Genomic DNA, 20,022 nt, shown 5'->3' with positions numbered 1-20,022 from the left:
TGAATGGCGACACTGGTAGCAATTCAGTTTAGTAATTTCATCACCGTAATGTTAAATATTGGCTGCTGTCCAGCGAGTTCATTGCGATGGAATAAATGCTATTTTAATCGTCCTGACCGCAAGATACTAATAATCAACCAGAGTCCCAGCAGGGTTGCAAAGGTAAACAAAATATCATTCAAAATCAGCACTTGGCGATTTGGAGAGGTACTAACGATCGCCGCCCCCATAATCAATGAACCCACCACCACACTAAATGACAAGCGATTCGCTGAATCATCGATGCTACGTCGCAAACCATCAAGGTCTTGTACCTTTAGGTTCCACTGCAATGTCTCTGAACTGAGGCGGTCTAGAATGACATCAATCTGGCGGGGCGATCGCAGCGAAAATGTTTTCAGATCGAGCACAGTGCGGAACATCGTTTGAAACGGCGTATCTCCGATTAGCTGACGCCGGAAAATATCAGTGATCAGTGGCTTAATCTCATCGAGTAGATTCACCTCTGGATTGAAATTACGCGCAACCCCTTCTAAGTTTGCGAGACTCTTGGCATAAAGACCCAAATTACCGGGAAGCTTTACTTTATTATTTCGAGCAACTTGAAGAATTTCATAAAAGACCTCACTAAAATTAAGCTGCGTTAAACTGCGGTCATAATATTTCCGCAAAAGCTTGTCATAGTTGGCTTCGAGGCGAGCAAGGTTCACATTAGTAGAGTCTTCTGACAGCTCCAAAGTCAGTTGTGCACAGCTCTGGGCATCAATATCAACGATCGCCAACAACATTTCCGTAAGCAGCTTTTGGGTGCGGGGATCCAAACGTCCCACCATGCCACAATCGATGAGGGCAACGCGACCATTATCTAGGTAAAAAATATTGCCGGGATGGGGATCCGCATGGAAAAAACCATCCACAAAAATTTGTTGAAAAAAGGCACGAAACAGAATCGTGGTGATTGCTTGTCGTTGTTTTTTCGACGGCACGTCTCCTTCCAGTAAAGGTTTACCGTCGAGCCATTCCATCACCAGGAGTTTGCGGGTCGTTAAATCCCAATTAATTTCAGGGATTGCCAGCTGCTGCTGATCAAACCAACGACTTTTGGACAAATTTCGACGTAGCTGATCGGTATAGCCTGCCTCAGTTCGAAAGTCTAATTCGGCATTAACAGCTTTCGTGAAATCTTTAGCTAAAGCAACCACATCATAGTCTTGGCCGATTTCTGTAAGGGCAGCTAGTTCAGCGATACCTGTAATAAGGACAGTGTCTTGCGAAACGATTTGATCAATGCCGGGACGTTGGACCTTGAGAGCGACAGCTTTGCCATTTCTGAGGACAGCACGATGAATTTGGGCAATAGAACCAGCGGCAACTGGGTTGGGATTAATTTCCTGAAAGACTTCGCTGAGGGGCTTCCCTAATTCTTGGCTAATGGTTTGCTCAATTTCGAACCAGGGTACAGTCGGGACTTTTGCCTGCAGGTCAGTCAGAGTTTCAATATATTTTGGTGGTAGCAGGTCGGGACGAGTGCTCAGGAGTTGACCGAGTTTGACGTAAAACGGGCCCAGTTCGACGAGGATATTCCGAAAAACTTCTGGGGGAGGGATCTGAGGTTTATCTGCTTTGCCGCCAGTAAGCAAGCTTTTCATAAAGTCCCAACCATTACCGAGGACAACTTCAATAATCTCTCGTTGGCGGGAACTGCTTTTGGTAAGGGAAAAAACCATTAATAGCCTGCTGTGCGGAATTGTGAGCGGATCGTTTTCACTATCCTACAGTTTTACTCTTTAAATTATTGGACAGAAACTATCTTTTGGGCGATCGCCACAACGTTAGGAAGATTTTTTCTTGTGATTGTCGATTATGATTGGGAAAAATTTACGGTGTAATGGCAACGTATGGGCTGGCAACGGTTGTTTAAGGTAAATAGTTTTTTTCTCGCCTCGCTGGGCATTTGTGGGATAACGCAAGGGGCGATCGCCCAAACATGGTCAGAAACGGACATTTTTCCGACGAACACCTATGGCACTGATTTCCGTTTACCCGAGCGCTATCAGCCCATTCCTCAAGAATATATTCGTCTAGGGAAACAGCTCGAAGCGATGAAATACCGTTGGCAGAGCAGCCAGCTCACCGCCCAGAGCCAACAATCATCAGCCCAAAGCAGTGCCGATTTCCAGAAGAGTAATACTGTCACACAACAGGATTTTCTCAACAAAGTTCAGCGCAGAATTGATGCCTATTACTATTTTCTAGAGGCGAGGGAATTTTCCCTAGCAGCAGCAGAAGCAACCGATATTGGTCAGATGATTGGGGCGGCTTATCAAAATAATGCTCCTACCGAATCTGCTGAAATTAGAGCGGTTTGGTTAGATCGTGGCACCATTGTCGATGCTCAAAATGAAGCAGGTTTAGCGAAGGTTTTTGATCGGTTTGCAACGGCGGGCATCAATGTGGTGTTTATGGAGACGGTCAATGCAAGCTATCCGATTTTTCCGAGTAAGGTCGCACCAGCACAAAATCCAGCTCTGAATGGTTGGGATGCCCTCGCCAGTGGGATTAAGCTTGCCCATGCCCGGGGGATGGAATTACACGCTTGGACTTGGATTTTTGCGGCGGCAAACCAACGCCATAACGAAATCATGGGACAGCCTCGATATTATTTGGGGCCTGTTTTAAGTCAAAATCCAGACTGGGGGGCAGGCGATCGCCGGGGAGACCCGTTCCAATACCGCAGTCGCAAAGCCTTTTTTGATCCAGCCAATCCCGAAGTCCAAAAATATCTGCTCGATTTGCTCACAGAAATTGCCACAGACTACGACGTTGATGGCATTCAACTCGACTATATTCGCTACCCTTTCCATGAAGTGATTCGCAACGAAGCCTATGGTTTTGGGGAAGCCGCCCGCGAGCAGTTTCGGATGAAAGGCTACCGTGATCCCACTTATCTGCGCATCGGCGATCGCCACTGGCAGGAATGGCAAGACTTTCGGATCGAACAAGTGGATCAATTTGTCGCCAAAGCCAGCCAAACCCTTAAACAAAAACGACCAGATTTAACCCTTTCCGCCGCCATCTTCGCCATTCCTCGCGCTCAACGCCTCGAACAAATTCAACAAAATTGGGAAGCTTGGATCGAGAATGATTATCTCGATATGTTGGTGCCGATGACCTATGCCGAGACATCCCCTGACCTAGCGGCTCTCACCGAAAATCTCCTGACATCTTTCCCCAATCGCAGTACATTGCTGTTACCGAGTATCCGACTACTGGATTTGGACTCTGGCCTAGCTCTCGACCAACGCCAACTCCTGCGGCAGCTACCCACTGTTGGCAATTCGTTTTTTGCGGCCTCAGATCTAAATCGAGATTTGGTGACAAAACTGGGGACAACTCCCGCAATTTTGCCCCACCGCGAACCGCTAGAGGCGATCGCTCAACGCTTCCAAACCTTGCAACAAGAATGGTTCATCAGCTTTACCGAGACTCCATGGCAACCCACCGCAGATACTTTTCTCGACAATTTGCAACAAACCCAACGCAGCTTCAATCAAAAAAACGTATTATTAACACAAAGCTACTGGGCAGACTTTAAAGTTGCCTTTAAGCCCCATCTAGAAACCTACGCCAAACAAAACCCCTACCAAGCCGAAGTTTGGCAACATCGCCTCGACAGCATCGACCAGCTTCTAAACTACGGCGATCGCCAATTATCTGCCACCAACTAAAACCTAAAATAAAATGTTGGTAGGTACGCAACGCACCCAAACGCATGAACATTCGCCCCTTTTCCCTAGGTGATTGGCTCGCGATTAAAGCAGTCGATCCCTTGAGCAAAAAAGTTAGACTCCCAAAATTTCTTATTTGGGCGGTTTGGAGTATCTGTCTAATACCCTCCCTTCTCAACCTATTGGGCGTTAGCTTTGCCTCCGAGCAACTGCCCTATCAACCCGAGCAATTTACAGCACAAACTCCGATTGACGTGCTGTACTTTACCCTTACCGGAAGTTTCACCCACACCATCCTCGAATGGAGTGCCGTTTGCGCCGCAATATTTACCGTCATCCTCGCCTTTATCCATTTTCGACTCCAGAGAGACGTCACCACCCCAGTAATTGGTGTTGCACTGCTTTGCTCTGGTGTGATGGACGCTTTCCATACCCTTGCAGCAAGTCGCCTCGTTGAAGCAGTTGCCGATAACCAAGACTTGATTCCTTTCACCTGGGCAATTTGTCGGATGGCAAATATCCTACTAACTTTGCTGGGTGTCAGTATTTTCCTAATCTTAAAGCCAGAAAAATGGCAACGCAGTATTTATATAATTTTAGGAATTAGTGTCTTATTTTGTGTGCTTTCCTATGGTGTAATCGACCTCGCCGCAACGAGTCAACATTTACCAAAAACGACTTATCCTGATGCGCTGTTTACTAGGCCTTGGGATGTCGTCCCTCTATACCTATTTCTGTTTGCTGGGGTTTTTATTTACCCTCGTTTTTACCAACAATATCCCAGTATTTTCTCCCACTCCCTGATCATTAGTACGATTCCCAACACAATGACGCAATTGCATATGTCATTTGGGTCTACAGCACTATTTGATAATCATTTTAATATCGCCCACTTCCTCAAAATCATTACTTATGTTGTGCCTCTCGCTGGTCTAATTTGTGATTATTATTGGACTTACAAAGAAGTTGATTCCGTCAATCGCGACCTAAATCTTAGAATACAAGCCCAAGAAGAAACTGCTGCGGCTCTACTGGATTCAGAAAATTTACTCCTCACAAAAAATCAAGAATTAGAAGACGCATTTTCCTCGTTGCAAGAAACCCAAACGCAATTAATCCAAACGGAAAAAATGTCTTCCTTAGGGCAAATGGTGGCTGGAATTGCCCATGAGATTAATAATCCGGTGAATTTTATTCATGGCAATTTAACCCATATACGACAGAATTTTGATGATTTGATGGAATTAATCGATCTCTACAATGATGAATATCCCCAAGAGGATGGAGAGATTGCCGAGCTGATCGAAGACATCGAATTAGATTTTTTGAAGAAGGATATGCCGAAGATCCTCAGCTCGATGAAACTAGGTTCAAATCGCATTCGAGAAATGGTTTTATCGTTACGTAATTTTTCGCGATTGGATGAAGCGGATATCAAACAGATTGATCTTGTTGAAGGTATAGAAAGCACTCTGATCATTCTCAATAGCCGAATAAAAAATAAAATCCAGGTACTCAAGCGGTACGAAGACCTACCACTAATTAATTGCTATCCAGCACAGTTAAATCAGGTTTGGATGAATTTGATTAGTAATGCCATTGATGCAATGGACAGTGTGCTGGAGGAAAATCCAGATTTTCAACCGCAACTAACGATCGCCACACAGATTTTGAATGATGAGTACATTTGCGTGGCGATCGCCGACAACGGTATCGGGTTTAATAACTCGACCCAACAGAAAATTTTTGATCCCTTTTTCACAACAAAACCGATTGGCCAAGGTACAGGATTAGGCTTATCGATTGTGTATCAGATTGTGGAAAAACATGATGGACAAATCAAGCTAGAATCCAAGCCAAATCAAGGCACAACCTTCCAAGTTATTTTGCCGACGAACCTAATCGATGTGACTTAGATATTTGTCGGATAAGGTAAGGAGAGCGAAGTAAAGCTAAATTCTGCCCATGATCGGCGATCTATGGGACGATGCTGAAAGAAAATCATTGGGACTGGCTCATTTTATGACTAATGCCAAGGAAAAAAAATCCGGTTTAGGGATGTTTGGAGGGGTGTATACCCCTTCTATTTTGACTATTTTGGGGGTCATTATGTACCTCCGATTTGGTTGGGTGGTGGGAAATGCGGGTCTGTTAGGCACGCTGGCAATTGTCACCCTCGCCAATGTCATCACCTTCCTGACAGCTCTCTCAATCTGTGCGATCGCCACGGATAAAGTGGTACGGGTGGGGGGCGCTTATTACATGATTAGTCGTTCCCTTGGCCTCGAAACGGGTGGAGCTGTCGGCATTCCGTTATATTTTGCCCAAGCATTTTCTGTAGCCCTCTACACCATCGGTTTCGCGGAGAGTGTGGTGCGGGTCTTCCCCAATCTCAGTCAGCTTTATGTCGCATTAATTGTGACAGTCTTAGTGGGAATTCTGGCAATCACTTCTGCCAGCATTGCGATTAAAGCGCAGTATTTCATCATGGCGGCGATCGCCCTATCGCTCATTTCTTTTTTCTTTGGCAAACCAATGGCTGAGGCTGGAGATATTGCCATGTGGGGATCAACGGCAGAAACACCGATTCCCTTTTGGACAGTATTTGCAGTCTTTTTTCCGGCAGTAACAGGCATTATGTCCGGCGTGAATATGTCCGGCGATCTAAAAGACCCAATAAAATCAATCCCCTTTGGCACATTGGCGGCCGTCGCAACAGGCTATTTGATCTATATGATCATTCCCCTATTTCTTTTTCAACGGGGAAACACAGCCAGTCTGATCAATGATCCACTCGTCATGCAAAAAATTTCTCTCTGGGCACCGGCTATTTTGCTGGGGGTCTGGGGCGCAACCCTCAGTAGTGCAATTGGTAGTATTCTCGGCGCACCTAGGGTACTACAAGCTTTGGCAAGGGATGGCGTACTTCCCAGTTGGTTAGGATTTCTCGGGTCGGGTAGTGGTCGTGATGATGAGCCACGCATTGGCACCATTGTCACTCTCGGGGTGGCGATCGCCGCCGTTTGTATTGGGGATTTAAACCTGATTGCTCCAGTCTTAACGATGTTCTTTTTGACGACTTATTTCGTCCTCAATGTCTCCGCCGGGATCGAAACCTTTTTGCAAAGTCCTTCCTTCCGACCAACCTTCCGAGTCCACTGGGCATTATCCCTACTCGGCGCATTAGGTTGTCTCGGCGTCATGTTTCTGATTAATGCGATCGCCACAATCGTTGCGGCCTTAATCGTCCTTTGCATCTATATTTGGTTACAACGCCGCGAACTCGAAACTGCATGGGGAGATGTGCGACGTGGATTATGGATGGCGCTGATCAGTAAAGCAATCTACCAAGTGCTTGGCACAGACGACAGTAAAAATTGGCGACCTCATATCCTTGTTTTATCTGGAACGCCCCGCAAACGTTGGTCATTGATCGAACTCGCCGATACCTTTAGCCATAACCGCGCTTTAATGACCGTTGCCAGTATTTTGCCAGCAGGCTCTCGCGATGCCGGACAACAAGTCAAACTCGAAACCACCATTCGCGACTACATCAGCAAGCGAGGTATTCGAGCATTAGTGCGGGTGAGTACAGCAGAAGAGCCCTTTACTGGAGCAATGAATCTCATTGAAACCTATGGCCTTGGCGATCTGATTCCCAATACAATTTTGCTCGGAGCCAGTGAGTCTCCAGAACGATTAGAACCCTATTGCAATCTCATCAAAAATATCCACATTGCCGAACGGAATGTTGTCATTTTCAGGGAAAATCCTGAGCTTGTTTTTGGAAAACGACGACGCATCGATATTTGGTGGGGTGGTGTCCAGACCAATGGTGGTTTGATGTTGATGCTGGCCTACCTTTTGCGTACCGATATTGAATGGCGCAATGCTCAGATCTATCTCAAGCTCGTTGTCCATGACGAAGCTGGTGCCCAGGCAGCAAGGCAAAACCTAGAAGATTTAATCACAACGTCCCGTATCAAAGCAGAACCCATTGTCATCGTTGCGGGCGATCGCCCCTTCGATCAGATTCTGCATGAATCCTCTACCCATGCCGATTTAGTTTTTCTTGGCATGGCACGTCCCACCGAACATCCTGACTTTTTCCATTACTACACCACCCTGCAAGAACGGATGCAACGTTTACCCAGTACCGTTTTTGTCCTCGCTGCTCCGAATTATGCTTTTGCGGAAGTGATTGGCTCTAATCGAAATAGCACCTAAATACGCCAGCCATCACAGACCTAGCATCATCAATTACGATGCTGAGGTTTGAAAATAACTACAATAACCATCAACCGAGACTCTTTTCTAAATCCCTATGTCTGAGCGGAAAGTTACCGTTTCTCTGTCGACCTTATTGCTGATTGTTGGTTCAGTGCTGCTACTGTTTTTACTCTGGCAGCTACGAAGCCTATTGGTCGTATTGATGATTGCTGTAGTGATTGCTGCGACCCTTGCGCCAGTCATTCGCACCGCCGAATCTTTTAAAGTTCCTCGTTGGTTAGCTGTCATCGGTGTTTATCTCGGATTAATTTCTATTTTTATCAGTTTTGTTGTTTTGATGGGGCCAACCTTAGCCGACCAACTTCAAAAACTGGCTCGCAAACTACCGCTCTATCTCGAAATCCTCGGCGTCTTAGCACAGTCACTCCTTGTGCGATTGGGAATGACAGAACCAGATTTACTCGATAAACTCAGCCAACTTTTTGATCTCCAATCCTTAACAGCTTGGGCATTTCGTTCATCGCAGGAAGTCCTAATTCGTTCCTATGGCATCACACGCGGAGTAATCGGTGGAATCCTTAGTTTAGTATTGGCGTTCTTTCTCTCTGCCTATATGCTTTCAGGCTCAGACAAACTCCTCAAAGGATTTACTAGCATCTTTCCAGAACCCTGGGACAAACAATTACTGGCACAAGCTGAGCCTATGAGCGAACGGATGGGTGGTTATATCCAAGGCCGATTTTTGGTATCAGGAATTTTAGGTGTTGTAATTACGATTGGATTACGTTTACTCGGCATCTCAGATCTTGCTCTCGGTCTTGGGGTAATTGCAGGTGGTACAAATCTCATTCCGTTTTTTGGCCCAGTAATTGGTGCTGTGCCGGCTCTAATCGTGGCGATCGCCCAAGGTGGTTGGACATTCCTCTGGGTCTTTCTGCTTTTCCTCTTCATCCAAAATCTAGAAAGCTATGTCCTAGATCCATTACTGGTTGGCTCCTCCGTCAAAGTTAACCCTCTATACCAATTGTTAGCCGTATTGGGGGGTGCCCAAGTCCTTGGCATTTTAGGCGCTGTTATTGTGCCCCCTTGGGTTGCTGGAGCTGCTGTTCTACTTGACAACCTCTATCTCAAACAAAAAGCTGACACCCCTTTAAAAATTGCATCTCCCTTCAATAAGCTCACATCCCAGAAAAACTAGGGTATTGTAGCGATTCTCCCCCTTTGTCCTCTATCTAAGGGGGATATTTTCAGCAAAAAAAGTAGATTTGAAGTTTTGAAACAAAAAAAATTGTTGAAATCTATGTAAATTAATGCTTTCAGCGATCCTTTTTACCTAAAGAGCGCTTAGAATAATGCAGGAAAACATCAGAATAGCTGTCTTTGGGCCGTTAGTCGTTCCGAATGCGCCAGCACAGTTCTTGTTTTCCCTGATTTTTTTACATATACTGCTCACAATTACTCAATATTTAGGAGATTCTTGATGAATAAGGGCGAATTAGTCGATTTGGTCGCATCTAAGGCAAGTATCAGCAAAAAGCAAGCGGATGCTGTTGTTAGTGCTACCGTAGAAGCCATCATGGAAGCTGTCGCTAATGGTGACAAAGTTACCCTTGTTGGTTTTGGTTCTTTCGAGCCTCGTCAACGCAAAGCAAGAGAAGGCCGTAACCCTAAGACAAACGAGAAGATGCAGATCCCTGCAACTGTTGTACCTGCATTTTCTGCTGGTAAACAGTTCAAGGAAATGGTCGCTCCTAAGAAAAAATAGGGTTAGCTGGCAAAAATTTCAGACTCGTTTTGTGGAGGCTTAGATTGTCGAGATGGTGACTTTCTGAGCTTTTTTGTAACTAATCATTAGTTATAAGTTTGAAATTTCGTGTTTTTTGCCTCAGAAGGTTGAGCTGTGATGCAAGTCATCACAGTTTTTGCGTTTTCAAAGGCAAGCATTCAGATAAATATAGGCAATCACCTATATTTCAAGTTGAATAGTCAAAATGGATAATGGCCGTAGGTTTTTAGTTGGAGTTCACTCTCATAAAAATAGCCATTAAAAAAACTCCCAGAACTAGACTGGAAGTTTTTTTAATGGGGGATTTTTTTCTTTTTCTCATTGAGTCGGAGCGGCGGGATTTGAACCCACGACCCCCACTACCCCAAAGTGGTGCGCTACCAAGCTGCGCTACGCCCCGTTTTCTCAACAGTTTTACATTCTAAACGCATATTTTAGAAATGGCAAGTTTTTTTCACTGAAAAATTGAGTAATTGTTATGATATCTGTGCATCGGGCTGTTTCTTTTTCTTGGTAGTTTGTGGGTTATGCAGAAGACTTGGCAGGTAGGGGCTGTATTTGGTATCCCGCTTTTTATTGATCGTTCTTGGTTTTTGATACTCCTTTTGATTACGAGTGTCGATGCTAATGACGTAGCGGTCAGGGCGATCGCCGGGTCAACGTGGCTATCATGGCTAACGGGATTAACGATGGCTTTGCTCTTATTTTTATCAGTGTTGCTCCATGAGCTAGGCCATAGTTTAATGGCGCAAGCCCAGGGCATTCAGGTGAAATCGATCACCTTATTTTTGTTTGGTGGGTTGGCTTCGATCGAACGGGAATCAAAAACGCCGCTTGAGGCTTTCGCGGTGGCGATCGCCGGGCCACTAGTCAGTTTCATTATTTTCGGACTATGCAGTGTTCTACTGATGTATACGCCGAAGATGAGTCTGATTCATTTCTTTGCGCGGGATATTTCCCGCATTAATTTAATTTTGGCGCTCTTCAATTTGGTGCCTGGGCTACCACTCGATGGTGGTCAAATGTTTAAAGCAATTATCTGGAAATTAACAGGCGATCGCCTCAAGGGTGTTCGTTATGCCGCGACAAGTGGCAAGGTTCTGGGAAGTTTTGGTATTGCAGTGGGGCTCTTAGTAACTCTATTGGCTGGCGAAGTGATGGGGCTATGGGTCTCATTACTCGGCTGGTTTATTCTGCGGAATGCCAGTGCTTATGAGCGATTCTCTGATCTACAAACCATTCTATTGTCCCTGACAGCCCACAAGGTCATGAATCGCGATTTTCGGGTTGTAGATGCCCATTTAACATTGCTGGCTTTTGCTGAAAAATATATTTTGCCCCAGATGGCGATCGCCCCGAAAAAAGCAATTTTTGCGAGTTCAGAAGGACGTTATCGCGGCTTAATCCGACCAGACGCATTGCAAAGTATTGAACGAAGCCGTTGGAATACTTTGGAGCTAAAAGATATTGCGATCGCTCTCGACCAGATTGAATCGGTTTCGGAGAGCTCGAGTTTAGTACAGGTGATTTGTAAATTAGAGACACTCAACGACAACTTTATTACCGTTTTATCACCTGCTGGTGCTGTGGCGGGGATCGTGGATCGGGCGCAAATCATTCTGGCGATCGCCCATGAATATGGCCTTGAGATGTCCTCCGATGAAATCAAAAAAATGCGTAATGAGCGGATTTATCCAAAAGGATTTCCCGTCGTCGAAATTGCGGCACAGCTTCAGGAAGATAATTAATCTGCCAGTAACTTTCACGGGATTTATAATGCTGAGGAACCTTGATTTGACCCGTGATCGCTTCACTACGAGCTGACAAGTTTTATTGTGCAAGATTCCCAGCCGACCTTTAACCCCAGAACCTATCTACAGCTCTATCTCGACGGCGACTATGACCAGTTGTCTGTCGCATTTATCGAGATGCTGGCACATTTTGAAACGGTGCTCTACACCGAGATCACGCCAGAGCTGCAATATTTTATTGACGTTTTTATTAAAAATTTTCTGTATTTATTTTCCCAAGCGGATTATGTTTTGGGCGATCGCCATGCATTGAGATTTATCCAGCTCAACCCCATCATTGCCAATCTCACCGCTATTTCCCATCAAAAAACCACCGACTATTACCTGCATATCCTGCAAAAACAGCCGCAGAATTTCATTAAAATTCTGACTCTCCTGAACCCCCGCTGCAAAACAGAAGTCGATTATCCTCTGCTATTTTCTACAAATGCTGCCCTCGCTGCACGCTGGTATTCCTATTACATCGAACTCTATCTTTCAGCACAGGTGAATCCAATCGCCCGCAAAAATCTTCGTCGCCACATCGCTTATACCGATGATGAACGTTTGATTGAATTTGCCAATATTGCTGATGTCTATTTCGGGGCAACTTATATTAATCACGAAGGCGATCGCCCAATTAAACAGCGCTTAAACCAAGCCATCCGCGACAATACCTTTTGTCAAACGGCGAATATCCAAAATATCAACCCGAATCCCCGCAAAATTGCCATCATTACAGCCTTCTGGCAACAAAATCATTCCGTTTATCGAACTCTCCACATTTTCCTCGAAGCCTTAATTCCAGACTATGATCTCACCCTGATTTATCTCGGCTCGAATCTCGACACCGTTGATCAAACTTTGTTTAAAGATGTCATTTCATTAGAAGTGGTTGATGGTGCTTTAAATCTCGATCCCATTCGCCAAAACGATTTCGCGATCGCCTATTTTCCAGATGTGGGCATGAGTCCAGAAAGTATTTTGCTCTCAAATTTACGCATTGCATCTATCCAAATTGCGGGAACAGGTCACCCTGTCAGCACTTATGGATCAAATATTGATTACATAATTTCCGGTGGCACGGTGGAGGTGAGATCACTAGCGACAAAGCATTATGACGAACGCCTGGTTTTATTGCCTGGTAATGGCGCGGTTCATGATTGCCCCAACTACGAATTACAGAACCCGAAAAAATCTCGCTCAGAAATTGTGATTAACTGCCCGTGGCTTGGTCAAAAAATCAATGAGCCGTTGGTCAAACTGCTGGGATTTATCCACAAAAAAGCCACTAAAAAAGTATTTTTCCGATTTTTCCCCAGCCACTCTCTCCGCAAAAATGGTTTAATTCCCTTCTCGCGGGATCTTGCACAAATATTGCCTTCAGAATCATTTGAAGTAATTCTTGGCAAACCCTATTCAGACTATATGGCACTGCTGGAGGAAGGAGATTTTAGTTTGGACTCCTATCCTTTTGGGGGATCAAACGTGATGTTGGACAATCTATATCTCCGCAAACCGATCGTTGGTTATGAGGGGAAAAAATGGGCAAATCGCATCGGCCCTCAATTACTGCGTCAGGTGGGAATGGCGGAACTGGTTGCAACCAACGCAAATGATTATGTCAAACTCGCTCTCAAGCTCGTGGATAATACGGCCTATCGACAAGGGGTGGGCGATCGCCTCCGAAAAGTGAACCTCAACAAGCAAATATTTCAGACCGACGAACCACAATACTTTAAACGGGCGATCGCCTATTTGCAGGAACACCATGAGACCCTTCACCAAGACAATTCTCGGAAACCAATCGAGATAAAAGCAGATGCCGATGGCTAAAGTTGTTTAGCATAGAGAACATTGTTTTTCGTTTGGTGAAACGTCTTTATGTTGTCCCGCTTCTACGCCATCATCCTTGTCTGTCTCTTCTGGTGTCTAACCCCTGCTGTTAGCTCCGCCGCCTCGCTTTTCCCTGGTGCTTCCCCCACAAATATCGGTATCGAAGCTAATCATCTCGCCCCTTGTCCCGACAGCCCGAATTGCGTCGCCAGCGAAGATGCGGATGACACCCATACCATTGAGCCCATTGCCTATGTCGGCGATCGCCAGACAGTACGCCAAGCCCTTGAGCAAGTTTTATCCGTTGTTCCCCGCACAAAAATTGTCGAGTCAACAGATAACTATATCCATGCCGAATCCAGCAGCCGTCTATTAGGTTTTGTTGATGATGTCGAGTTTTATTTCCCTGAAAATGACTCCACAATTCAGCTCCGTTCCGCTTCTCGCCTTGGCGAATCCGATCTTGGCGTTAATCAACGTCGCATTGAGCAAATTCGCTTAGCCCTACAAGACCTAGGCATTGCCCAATAAATGTGACCTAGCTCACAAAAAAGTGGGTTGAAAATCACGTCTTAATTACTGTGGGGATCACCCAAAAAATCAAAACTTTTAAGGACTATAGAAGTAGTCAAATATAAAGTTTCGATGATCATAATGCCTTGCCCGAACATTACACTTCTACCTGGAGCTGTCGCTGAGATGCTCGTCTCAGTGTCGATATCAGGGAAGTTAACTTTGGGCGATCGCTACGGTTTGATGGCTGCGTCCCTAGACGAGCATTTGTCAGAAGACGAACGACGCGCAGTAAATCGCATCCTTCGCTCTGTTAATCGCGGTAAAGTCGATGTGACGAAAGAAATCTAATCTTTTTTCCATAAAAGCAAGCATAAAAAAAGCCCCCAACAAGTCATTTTTTGTTGGGGGCTTTTTTATGAAGTATTCAGGTCTGAGTTTCTTAAAATGAAGTCGTATTTGTTGGCAAAATAATTTCAAACGTTGTCCCAACATCAATCTCTGACTTACACAACAATTTGCCATTATGCTGAGCCACCACTTGCTGACAAATCGCAAGACCTAAACCTGTACCTTCACCGATGGGTTTCGTACTAAAAAATGGTTCAAAAATCTTCTCTTGTAGAGCTTCAGAAATTCCCGCAGCATTATCTGAAATGCAAATATAAATATATTCTCCATCACATTGCTTCGTAGAAACACTAATCGTCGCTTGATGAGGGCTCTCATGCTCAGCACCAACACCTTGTGCCAGGGCATCAATCGCATTGTGCAACATTAGCATCACAACATGATTAATCGACCCAATATTACAAATAACACTCGGTAGATTTTCGTCATAATCTCGCACTAGCTCAATCGCAGAGCCTTGCTCATCAAGCTGGGCCTTTAAGAGGTCAAGCGTTGCATCAAGATTTTCATTCAGATTTATATTTTTATTCCCTTCCTCACCAAGACGTGAAAAGAGTCTGAGGGATTTCACAATATTCCGGATACGCTCAGCTCCGTTCAGCATCGAATCAAACAAATTCGGGAAATCTTGCCGGAGATATTCCAAGTCAATCTCTTCTTTTAATTCAGCCAACTCCGGTGACTCAACTTTCACATCATTCTGATATTGATCCAAGAGTTCAAACAAATCTGTGGCATAATCCTCTAGACTTTTCAAATTGCCAAAAATAAAATTCACCGGGTTATTCACTTCATGGGCAATGCCTCTCACTAAATGCCCCAGAGTAGACATTTTTTCAGCATGAATCAAACTAGTTTGAGTTTGTTTCAGTTGCTCTAAGGTGTCTTCTAAAACTTCTTGTTTTTGCTGTGAGACTTCGACCTGGTGCTGCAGTTGATTTGTCTGTTTAAACAGTTCCAGTTGACTTACAACTTGACGGCTGAGTGCTTCTAAAGCTGTTTTTTGAGCGTCACTTAAATTACGAGGTTGATCATCAATGACACACAATGTCCCTAAAGCATAGCCGTCAGGATTAACCAAAGGCGCACCAGCATAAAAACGAATATGTGGGGCCGCCTTAACAAGTGGACTGACTAAAAAACGTGGATCCTCTAAAGCGTTTGGTACAACCAGTACTTCTTCAGGATCCATAATGGCATGGGTACAAAATGAATGACCACGGGGTGTCTCAGTTGCGTCAATGCCTTGGCGAGATTTAAACCATTGTCGCTCTTTATCAACCAAGCTAATTAAGGCAATGGGTGTTCCGCAAATCTGGGCGGCGATCGCCGTCAAATCATCAAAGCTCTGCTCAGGCAAAGAGTCGAGAATTTGGTACTCCTCAAGGGCATCCAAGCGCTCTGCTTCATTACTCGGGATAGGAAATATATTGTTCTCTAACTGATTCATTGCAGTCATCGCCATCTTCCTTTTTAAAGTCCAGATTTTCTTGATCAATAAAGGTCAATATTCAACCTAAGCTCATTAGTAACACGGAGTGAGAGCACCTTGAATTCTCCAGTATCAATGTGAGCAATTATTGTGTGTTGCTATCTCATTAGATTTACAACAATGAACAAACAACCTGTTTAAATAGTACTTTTCATCGACGAAATCATCATCGGCTAAAGCGCTGAAATAGTTTCTTATCACAAGATCATTGTCTCAATCTTTTCAGTGCATTGTTAAACACAAAAGTTCTGTAGTAGTGGCAGAGAAATCAATATATAAAGAGGAATTCCTAGACTTTTATCACACTTCTAAAATATAAAGTTTTATCGATAGCAATCAAAATCAAGCCAGCCAGATTGCGGAGATACATAGACACGAACTCTCTCCCTCAAACTACTCGCTATACTAAAAAAAAGCTGAGATTTAATTCATGATTCTAACGACAACAAGTACTATCCAAGGCAAAACAATTGAGTCTTACCAAGGCATTGTGACAGCAGAAGTGGTTTATGGAACGAATGCACTTCGCGACTTTTTTGCAGGCATCCGAGACATGATTGGTGGCAGAACTGGTAGCTATGAAAAAGTTTTTCAGAAAGGACACCAAGATGCCCTTAAAGAGCTAGAACGAAATGCAAAAAAACAAGGTGCAAATGCTGTAATCGGAATCAGTATCGACACCGGAACTATTAACGTCGATGAGAAAGGGGCATTACTATTGATCACTGCGACAGGTACTGCCGTGACTCTCGGAAACTAGAGACACACTTCCATCTGTATTCTTTGATTCAAACTGGGGTGCTAGGATTCGAACCTAGGAATGGCGATACCAAAAACCGCTGCCTTACCACTTGGCGACACCCCAAAGCATTAAACTTTGTTTGCTTAAGCCTTAACTACTATATCCAGACAAAATTGGATTGTCAAGGGACAAACGGATTTTTTTTCAGGCGTAAAATGTTTCGATGTGACTGTAGATTTTATTGTCAAAAGTTCGAAAATCCAGTACACCATTACAGTTGCTCTCAATATTTCTGATGTCAGATCTGCGCGAACAGTTAAAAACGGGTTTCGGGGAAAGTGAATGGGAAGATCTCGCTCCCCACGCGGGTCGAGATGCGATTATTGTTGTCCATCCTTCTCTTGATCTATTAATGGTGGGTGAGGCGATCGCCACGGACAATACAGCCCTTGTGAGCCAGTGGATGGAAGGAACTCTGGTGCGCAAGCCAACCAAGGAAGAATTGACTGATTGGAGTAAAGCAAAGGGGCAAAAATTCCCAACATTAATTGTGCAACCTTTTGTTCTGGTTAACTACGACAGGGTAGAAGACTAAACTTACGTATTTATTATCTTCATCTGAAGCACAAAGTTTTCTCAGCACCATGCGCTAAACTGATCGAATAGATCCGCCCATCCTTGTGTGGATCAGGGCATCATGTCCTATGATTTGAACGGCGTAATCGCCTAATTTCCTTCGGATTAACGTCCTGAAGTGCTGAACAGTACAGTAATTAATCGAAACTGTGCAATTAATTTTGCATGTGAGTATGAATGAGACCGTGAGCGTAATGCCCAACCCTAGTACATCCCAACCTTCAGCATCAGATCAACCTTATCTGTTGCGAAATTTGCCGGATATTTTACCGGAGGGGAAAGCTTTTCCTCGGCGCGCTCAGCAGCAAATCGATTTACTTTTATTGGCTCTCGAAGCGCTCGAACTTGGTGGTTCGGAACTCATGCTTGCTTCCGCCAAACGCCTTGAGCTCGACAGTATTGTGACGAATCGGGTCGCATTTTGGCGGTTACGATGTAGTAATCCTTGGCGGCGATCGCACACCCACCAGGATTTGACGCCCACTCAAGCGAAAGCCCTTGTTCTTATTGTTGGCGATCGCGCGAAACAGCTCACCGCATTATTACGTCAGCTACTCCTCGCAGAACAACAGGTACGCAGCCGACAACTCCCGTTTGATAACCATTTCCGTTTATCCGAATACCTAGAGCGCTTTCGTGCCCACTTTAAAAGTCGCATGAATAACCGTCGTGTCCGCGTGATGCTCTATAACCAATCCAAGCAAGACCTTAACGAACTTGCTTTAGATCTACTTCAGAAACTACTATTTTGTACCGGAACCGTTGGCGCACAACGGCTTTGGGTTAGCTTATTTGATGGAGAAGTCAGCTAGATAACCGATGAATATTCTCAGACAATACAGCCTCCCAAATTGCACCCTCATCCTCGAAGGCTTCGATGATGGCACTGGTGATTCTCTCCAAACCCTCGCAGTACTCTCCAATGTCGAATGTCGATTTCTCTCATCTCGACAAGTCTTGAATGGCGGAAAGGTTTTTTTCGATCACCTCGTTCAAGCAGTCAGTGAGTATGCCCAAGGATTACTCAGTGGCATGCAGCACCCCATTGATCCCGAAGGCACAATCGAGAACGGTCAAGTTCTGATCGAAACGATCGAACCTAGCAATGTCCACCGTGTTCTTTGGCAGCAGGGTGAAACAACTCCTTCGGATCAGTCGAATAGTGAAGTGCACCTAACCACTGCCGAACTCTTTGATCTCACAGAGGCAATCGATCAGTTCTTGGCTGACGGATTAACGCTCCCAAATTTTGTTCTTCCTTTAACCCCACTCAGTAAGCGCTACAGTATTCCTGAGCAGTCCTTGGCAGAGCGAGTGACCCCCCCTCTGATTGGTGTGAGTAGTTTTGCGCTGACAGCTTTTGCACTGTTCTTTGCACCGGTACCAGAAGCCACTCGACCAATAGAAGAAGCCGCCAACAATAACGGTTCTGAGACAATCGAGCAAACAACGGAGAATACGGGAGAAGAAACTGAACCTGGCATTTCGACAGAGGAAGAGGCTATCTCCAATGCAACAGTCCCAGAGGAAGCGTCTATTTCTGATGCAGAATTGGACGAGCTTTTAAATACCGTCCCTGAAATTGATGACAGTTTAAGTTTGGCGATGATGCAGACTTACCTTTATCAAACCTTGAATGAAGCTTGGACAGATCGCCAGGAAGATCAAACTGCCGCTTATCGTCTTTCTGTTGCGACAGATGGTGCAATTGTTGGTTATCAAGCCATTGAAGATACGCCAGAAGATTTGGTGAATTCAACGCCATTGCCACAGCTAGCTTATTCTTCCGTTGATGAGGCGATCGCCAGTTCTGAAGAAGTGGGTCAGTTTAAAGTCGTCTTTGATGACAAAGTTTTAGAGGTTAGTCCTTGGAATGGCACTGCGGGTGATATTTCCTTTGATACAAGTGAAGTGCGCGGTAATGCACTACGAGAGCTTGTATCGGGTGTTCGCCGTGACATTGCAGGTGCTTTAGAAACAAAAAGTGTTGCTACCGATAAACCATTGCGATATAGCATTGGCGTTACTGATGACGGGGCGATCGCCTTCTACATTTCAGAAAGCGCATCAGCAGAAGCCGCAGTCATAGAAACGCCTTTACCAGCTCTCATCCAGCCAGAAGCCGCAGGGATTATCCCTGGCACTAGTATTCTTCCTCAAGAACCACTCACACAGGTTAATGTTGTTTTCCAACCCAATGGGGTAGTGGAAGTCAGTCCTTGGGCAGGGTATCGTTAGAAATGATGGACTGACTCGAACGTCATGACCTACAGCACCGAAGATCTAATTCGTATCCTTGACCAAGAGCTGAAAGCTGCATGGCGAGGTGATCGCCTCTTGCTCTCCTCCGAAGATCGAGTGGGTGTACCAATTGTGAGTATGGCCTTAGATCTAGAACAGGTTGGGAAGGTTTTTGCTTGCAAAGATTTCACCCAACAAATCCATAATTACCAGCTTGAGCAGCAAGTGTCAGGTATTATTTGGCGTGATCTTAAGGTCGGTGAGTACGAGCTTAAACTTCCAGAAATTCATCATCAACTAATTGCGATTGACTCAGATAAAACAGTTCTGCAAAATGCAAAAGAAACTGTGATGCAATTCTGGTGGAAAATTACCGCAGGCCTAAATTTCTGGGAATTAAAAAATCACGAAACTCACCCACTGACAGCGGAGAAAATTCGCCTGGCGGGTCAGCTAGCTGAATGGGCAGAAATTGATATTGGTCGCGATGAAGTTTATCTCGCCCTCTGTTGGGGCAATCCCAAGGAATGCCATTATCGCTGGGCATATCCAGATTCTGGTTGCGATCGCCTCATTGCAGCAGCCTCAGAACCGAAACAACTCAACATTTTCTAACC

General features: G+C 44.9%; 16 protein-coding genes and 2 tRNA genes. 14 read left to right on the top strand and 4 right to left on the bottom strand.

Features of this window, described 5'->3' with window-relative positions; genetic code table 11:
- Window positions 1-98: 98 nt before the first annotated feature.
- Window positions 99-1,727, bottom strand: a complete 1,629-nt coding sequence (locus LEPTO7376_RS16330) for an AarF/ABC1/UbiB kinase family protein (RefSeq protein WP_015135255.1) — start codon at window positions 1,725-1,727, stop codon at window positions 99-101.
- A 171-nt stretch (window positions 1,728-1,898) separates the two neighbouring features.
- Between LEPTO7376_RS16330 and LEPTO7376_RS16325 the strand changes: the two genes are divergently transcribed.
- The 5 genes from LEPTO7376_RS16325 (at window position 1,899) to LEPTO7376_RS16305 (ending at window position 9,723) form a co-directional block, all read left to right on the top strand.
- Window positions 1,899-3,728, top strand: coding sequence for a glycoside hydrolase family 10 protein (locus LEPTO7376_RS16325; RefSeq protein ID WP_015135254.1), 1,830 nt, complete (start codon window positions 1,899-1,901; stop codon window positions 3,726-3,728).
- Between the two features lie 44 nt (window positions 3,729-3,772).
- Window positions 3,773-5,644, top strand: coding sequence for an ATP-binding protein (locus LEPTO7376_RS16320; RefSeq protein WP_015135253.1), 1,872 nt, complete (start codon window positions 3,773-3,775; stop codon window positions 5,642-5,644).
- A 106-nt stretch (window positions 5,645-5,750) separates the two neighbouring features.
- A complete protein-coding gene (locus LEPTO7376_RS16315) occupies window positions 5,751-7,955 on the top strand; it encodes an amino acid permease (protein WP_051188878.1) in 2,205 nt (734 codons plus the stop codon).
- A 97-nt stretch (window positions 7,956-8,052) separates the two neighbouring features.
- The gene (locus tag LEPTO7376_RS16310; protein ID WP_015135251.1) at window positions 8,053-9,156 is read left to right on the top strand and encodes an AI-2E family transporter; all 1,104 of its coding nucleotides are present in this window, start codon (window positions 8,053-8,055) and stop codon (window positions 9,154-9,156) included.
- A 282-nt stretch (window positions 9,157-9,438) separates the two neighbouring features.
- Window positions 9,439-9,723 carry an HU family DNA-binding protein gene (locus LEPTO7376_RS16305; RefSeq protein WP_015135250.1) on the top strand — a complete coding sequence of 95 codons (285 nt, stop codon included), beginning with the start codon at window positions 9,439-9,441 and terminating at the stop codon, window positions 9,721-9,723.
- A 347-nt stretch (window positions 9,724-10,070) separates the two neighbouring features.
- On the opposite strand, the gene LEPTO7376_RS16300 is transcribed toward LEPTO7376_RS16305, so the two are convergent.
- A tRNA-Pro gene (locus LEPTO7376_RS16300) sits at window positions 10,071-10,144 on the bottom strand.
- Between the two features lie 127 nt (window positions 10,145-10,271).
- Between LEPTO7376_RS16300 and LEPTO7376_RS16295 the strand changes: the two genes are divergently transcribed.
- From LEPTO7376_RS16295 to LEPTO7376_RS16280, 4 genes are all read left to right on the top strand, one after another.
- A complete protein-coding gene (locus LEPTO7376_RS16295) occupies window positions 10,272-11,492 on the top strand; it encodes a site-2 protease family protein (protein ID WP_015135249.1) in 1,221 nt (406 codons plus the stop codon).
- Window positions 11,493-11,579: 87 nt separating this feature from the next.
- Entirely contained in the window at window positions 11,580-13,370 is a 1,791-nt protein-coding gene (locus LEPTO7376_RS16290) for a hypothetical protein (RefSeq protein ID WP_015135248.1), read from the top strand.
- A gap of 48 nt (window positions 13,371-13,418) precedes the next feature.
- Window positions 13,419-13,901 carry a DUF1499 domain-containing protein gene (locus tag LEPTO7376_RS16285; RefSeq protein WP_015135247.1) on the top strand — a complete coding sequence of 161 codons (483 nt, stop codon included), beginning with the start codon at window positions 13,419-13,421 and terminating at the stop codon, window positions 13,899-13,901.
- A gap of 123 nt (window positions 13,902-14,024) precedes the next feature.
- Window positions 14,025-14,234 carry a hypothetical protein gene (locus LEPTO7376_RS16280; protein ID WP_216700250.1) on the top strand — a complete coding sequence of 70 codons (210 nt, stop codon included), beginning with the start codon at window positions 14,025-14,027 and terminating at the stop codon, window positions 14,232-14,234.
- 91 nt (window positions 14,235-14,325) lie between these two features.
- Here LEPTO7376_RS16280 and LEPTO7376_RS16275 read toward each other — a convergent pair whose 3' ends face one another.
- Window positions 14,326-15,753, bottom strand: coding sequence for a sensor histidine kinase (locus LEPTO7376_RS16275; protein ID WP_015135245.1), 1,428 nt, complete (start codon window positions 15,751-15,753; stop codon window positions 14,326-14,328).
- Between the two features lie 463 nt (window positions 15,754-16,216).
- Here LEPTO7376_RS16275 and LEPTO7376_RS16270 point away from each other — a divergent pair, with 463 nt between their 5' ends.
- On the top strand, window positions 16,217-16,546 hold the full coding sequence (locus tag LEPTO7376_RS16270; protein ID WP_015135244.1) for a YbjQ family protein: 330 nt from the start codon (window positions 16,217-16,219) through the stop codon (window positions 16,544-16,546).
- 33 nt (window positions 16,547-16,579) lie between these two features.
- On the opposite strand, the gene LEPTO7376_RS16265 is transcribed toward LEPTO7376_RS16270, so the two are convergent.
- Window positions 16,580-16,651, bottom strand: a tRNA-Gln gene (locus tag LEPTO7376_RS16265).
- A gap of 172 nt (window positions 16,652-16,823) precedes the next feature.
- Here LEPTO7376_RS16265 and LEPTO7376_RS16260 point away from each other — a divergent pair.
- The 4 genes from LEPTO7376_RS16260 (at window position 16,824) to LEPTO7376_RS16245 (ending at window position 20,020) form a co-directional block, all read left to right on the top strand.
- On the top strand, window positions 16,824-17,123 hold the full coding sequence (locus tag LEPTO7376_RS16260) for a DUF2288 domain-containing protein (protein ID WP_015135243.1): 300 nt from the start codon (window positions 16,824-16,826) through the stop codon (window positions 17,121-17,123).
- A gap of 214 nt (window positions 17,124-17,337) precedes the next feature.
- Window positions 17,338-17,976 carry a DUF3038 domain-containing protein gene (locus LEPTO7376_RS16255; protein WP_015135242.1) on the top strand — a complete coding sequence of 213 codons (639 nt, stop codon included), beginning with the start codon at window positions 17,338-17,340 and terminating at the stop codon, window positions 17,974-17,976.
- Between the two features lie 7 nt (window positions 17,977-17,983).
- Window positions 17,984-19,402 carry a DUF4335 domain-containing protein gene (locus LEPTO7376_RS16250; protein WP_015135241.1) on the top strand — a complete coding sequence of 473 codons (1,419 nt, stop codon included), beginning with the start codon at window positions 17,984-17,986 and terminating at the stop codon, window positions 19,400-19,402.
- A gap of 24 nt (window positions 19,403-19,426) precedes the next feature.
- Window positions 19,427-20,020 (top strand): hypothetical protein, encoded by a 594-nt coding sequence (locus LEPTO7376_RS16245; protein WP_015135240.1) that lies wholly within the window; start codon window positions 19,427-19,429, stop codon window positions 20,018-20,020.
- The last annotated feature ends 2 nt before the right edge of the window (window positions 20,021-20,022 follow it).

This window comes from [Leptolyngbya] sp. PCC 7376 (genome assembly GCF_000316605.1).
In the GTDB taxonomy this organism is placed as follows: domain Bacteria; phylum Cyanobacteriota; class Cyanobacteriia; order Cyanobacteriales; family MRBY01; genus MRBY01.
Note: the sequence above shows the minus strand (reverse complement) of the source record. Positions and strands in the feature narration are given on the sequence as shown.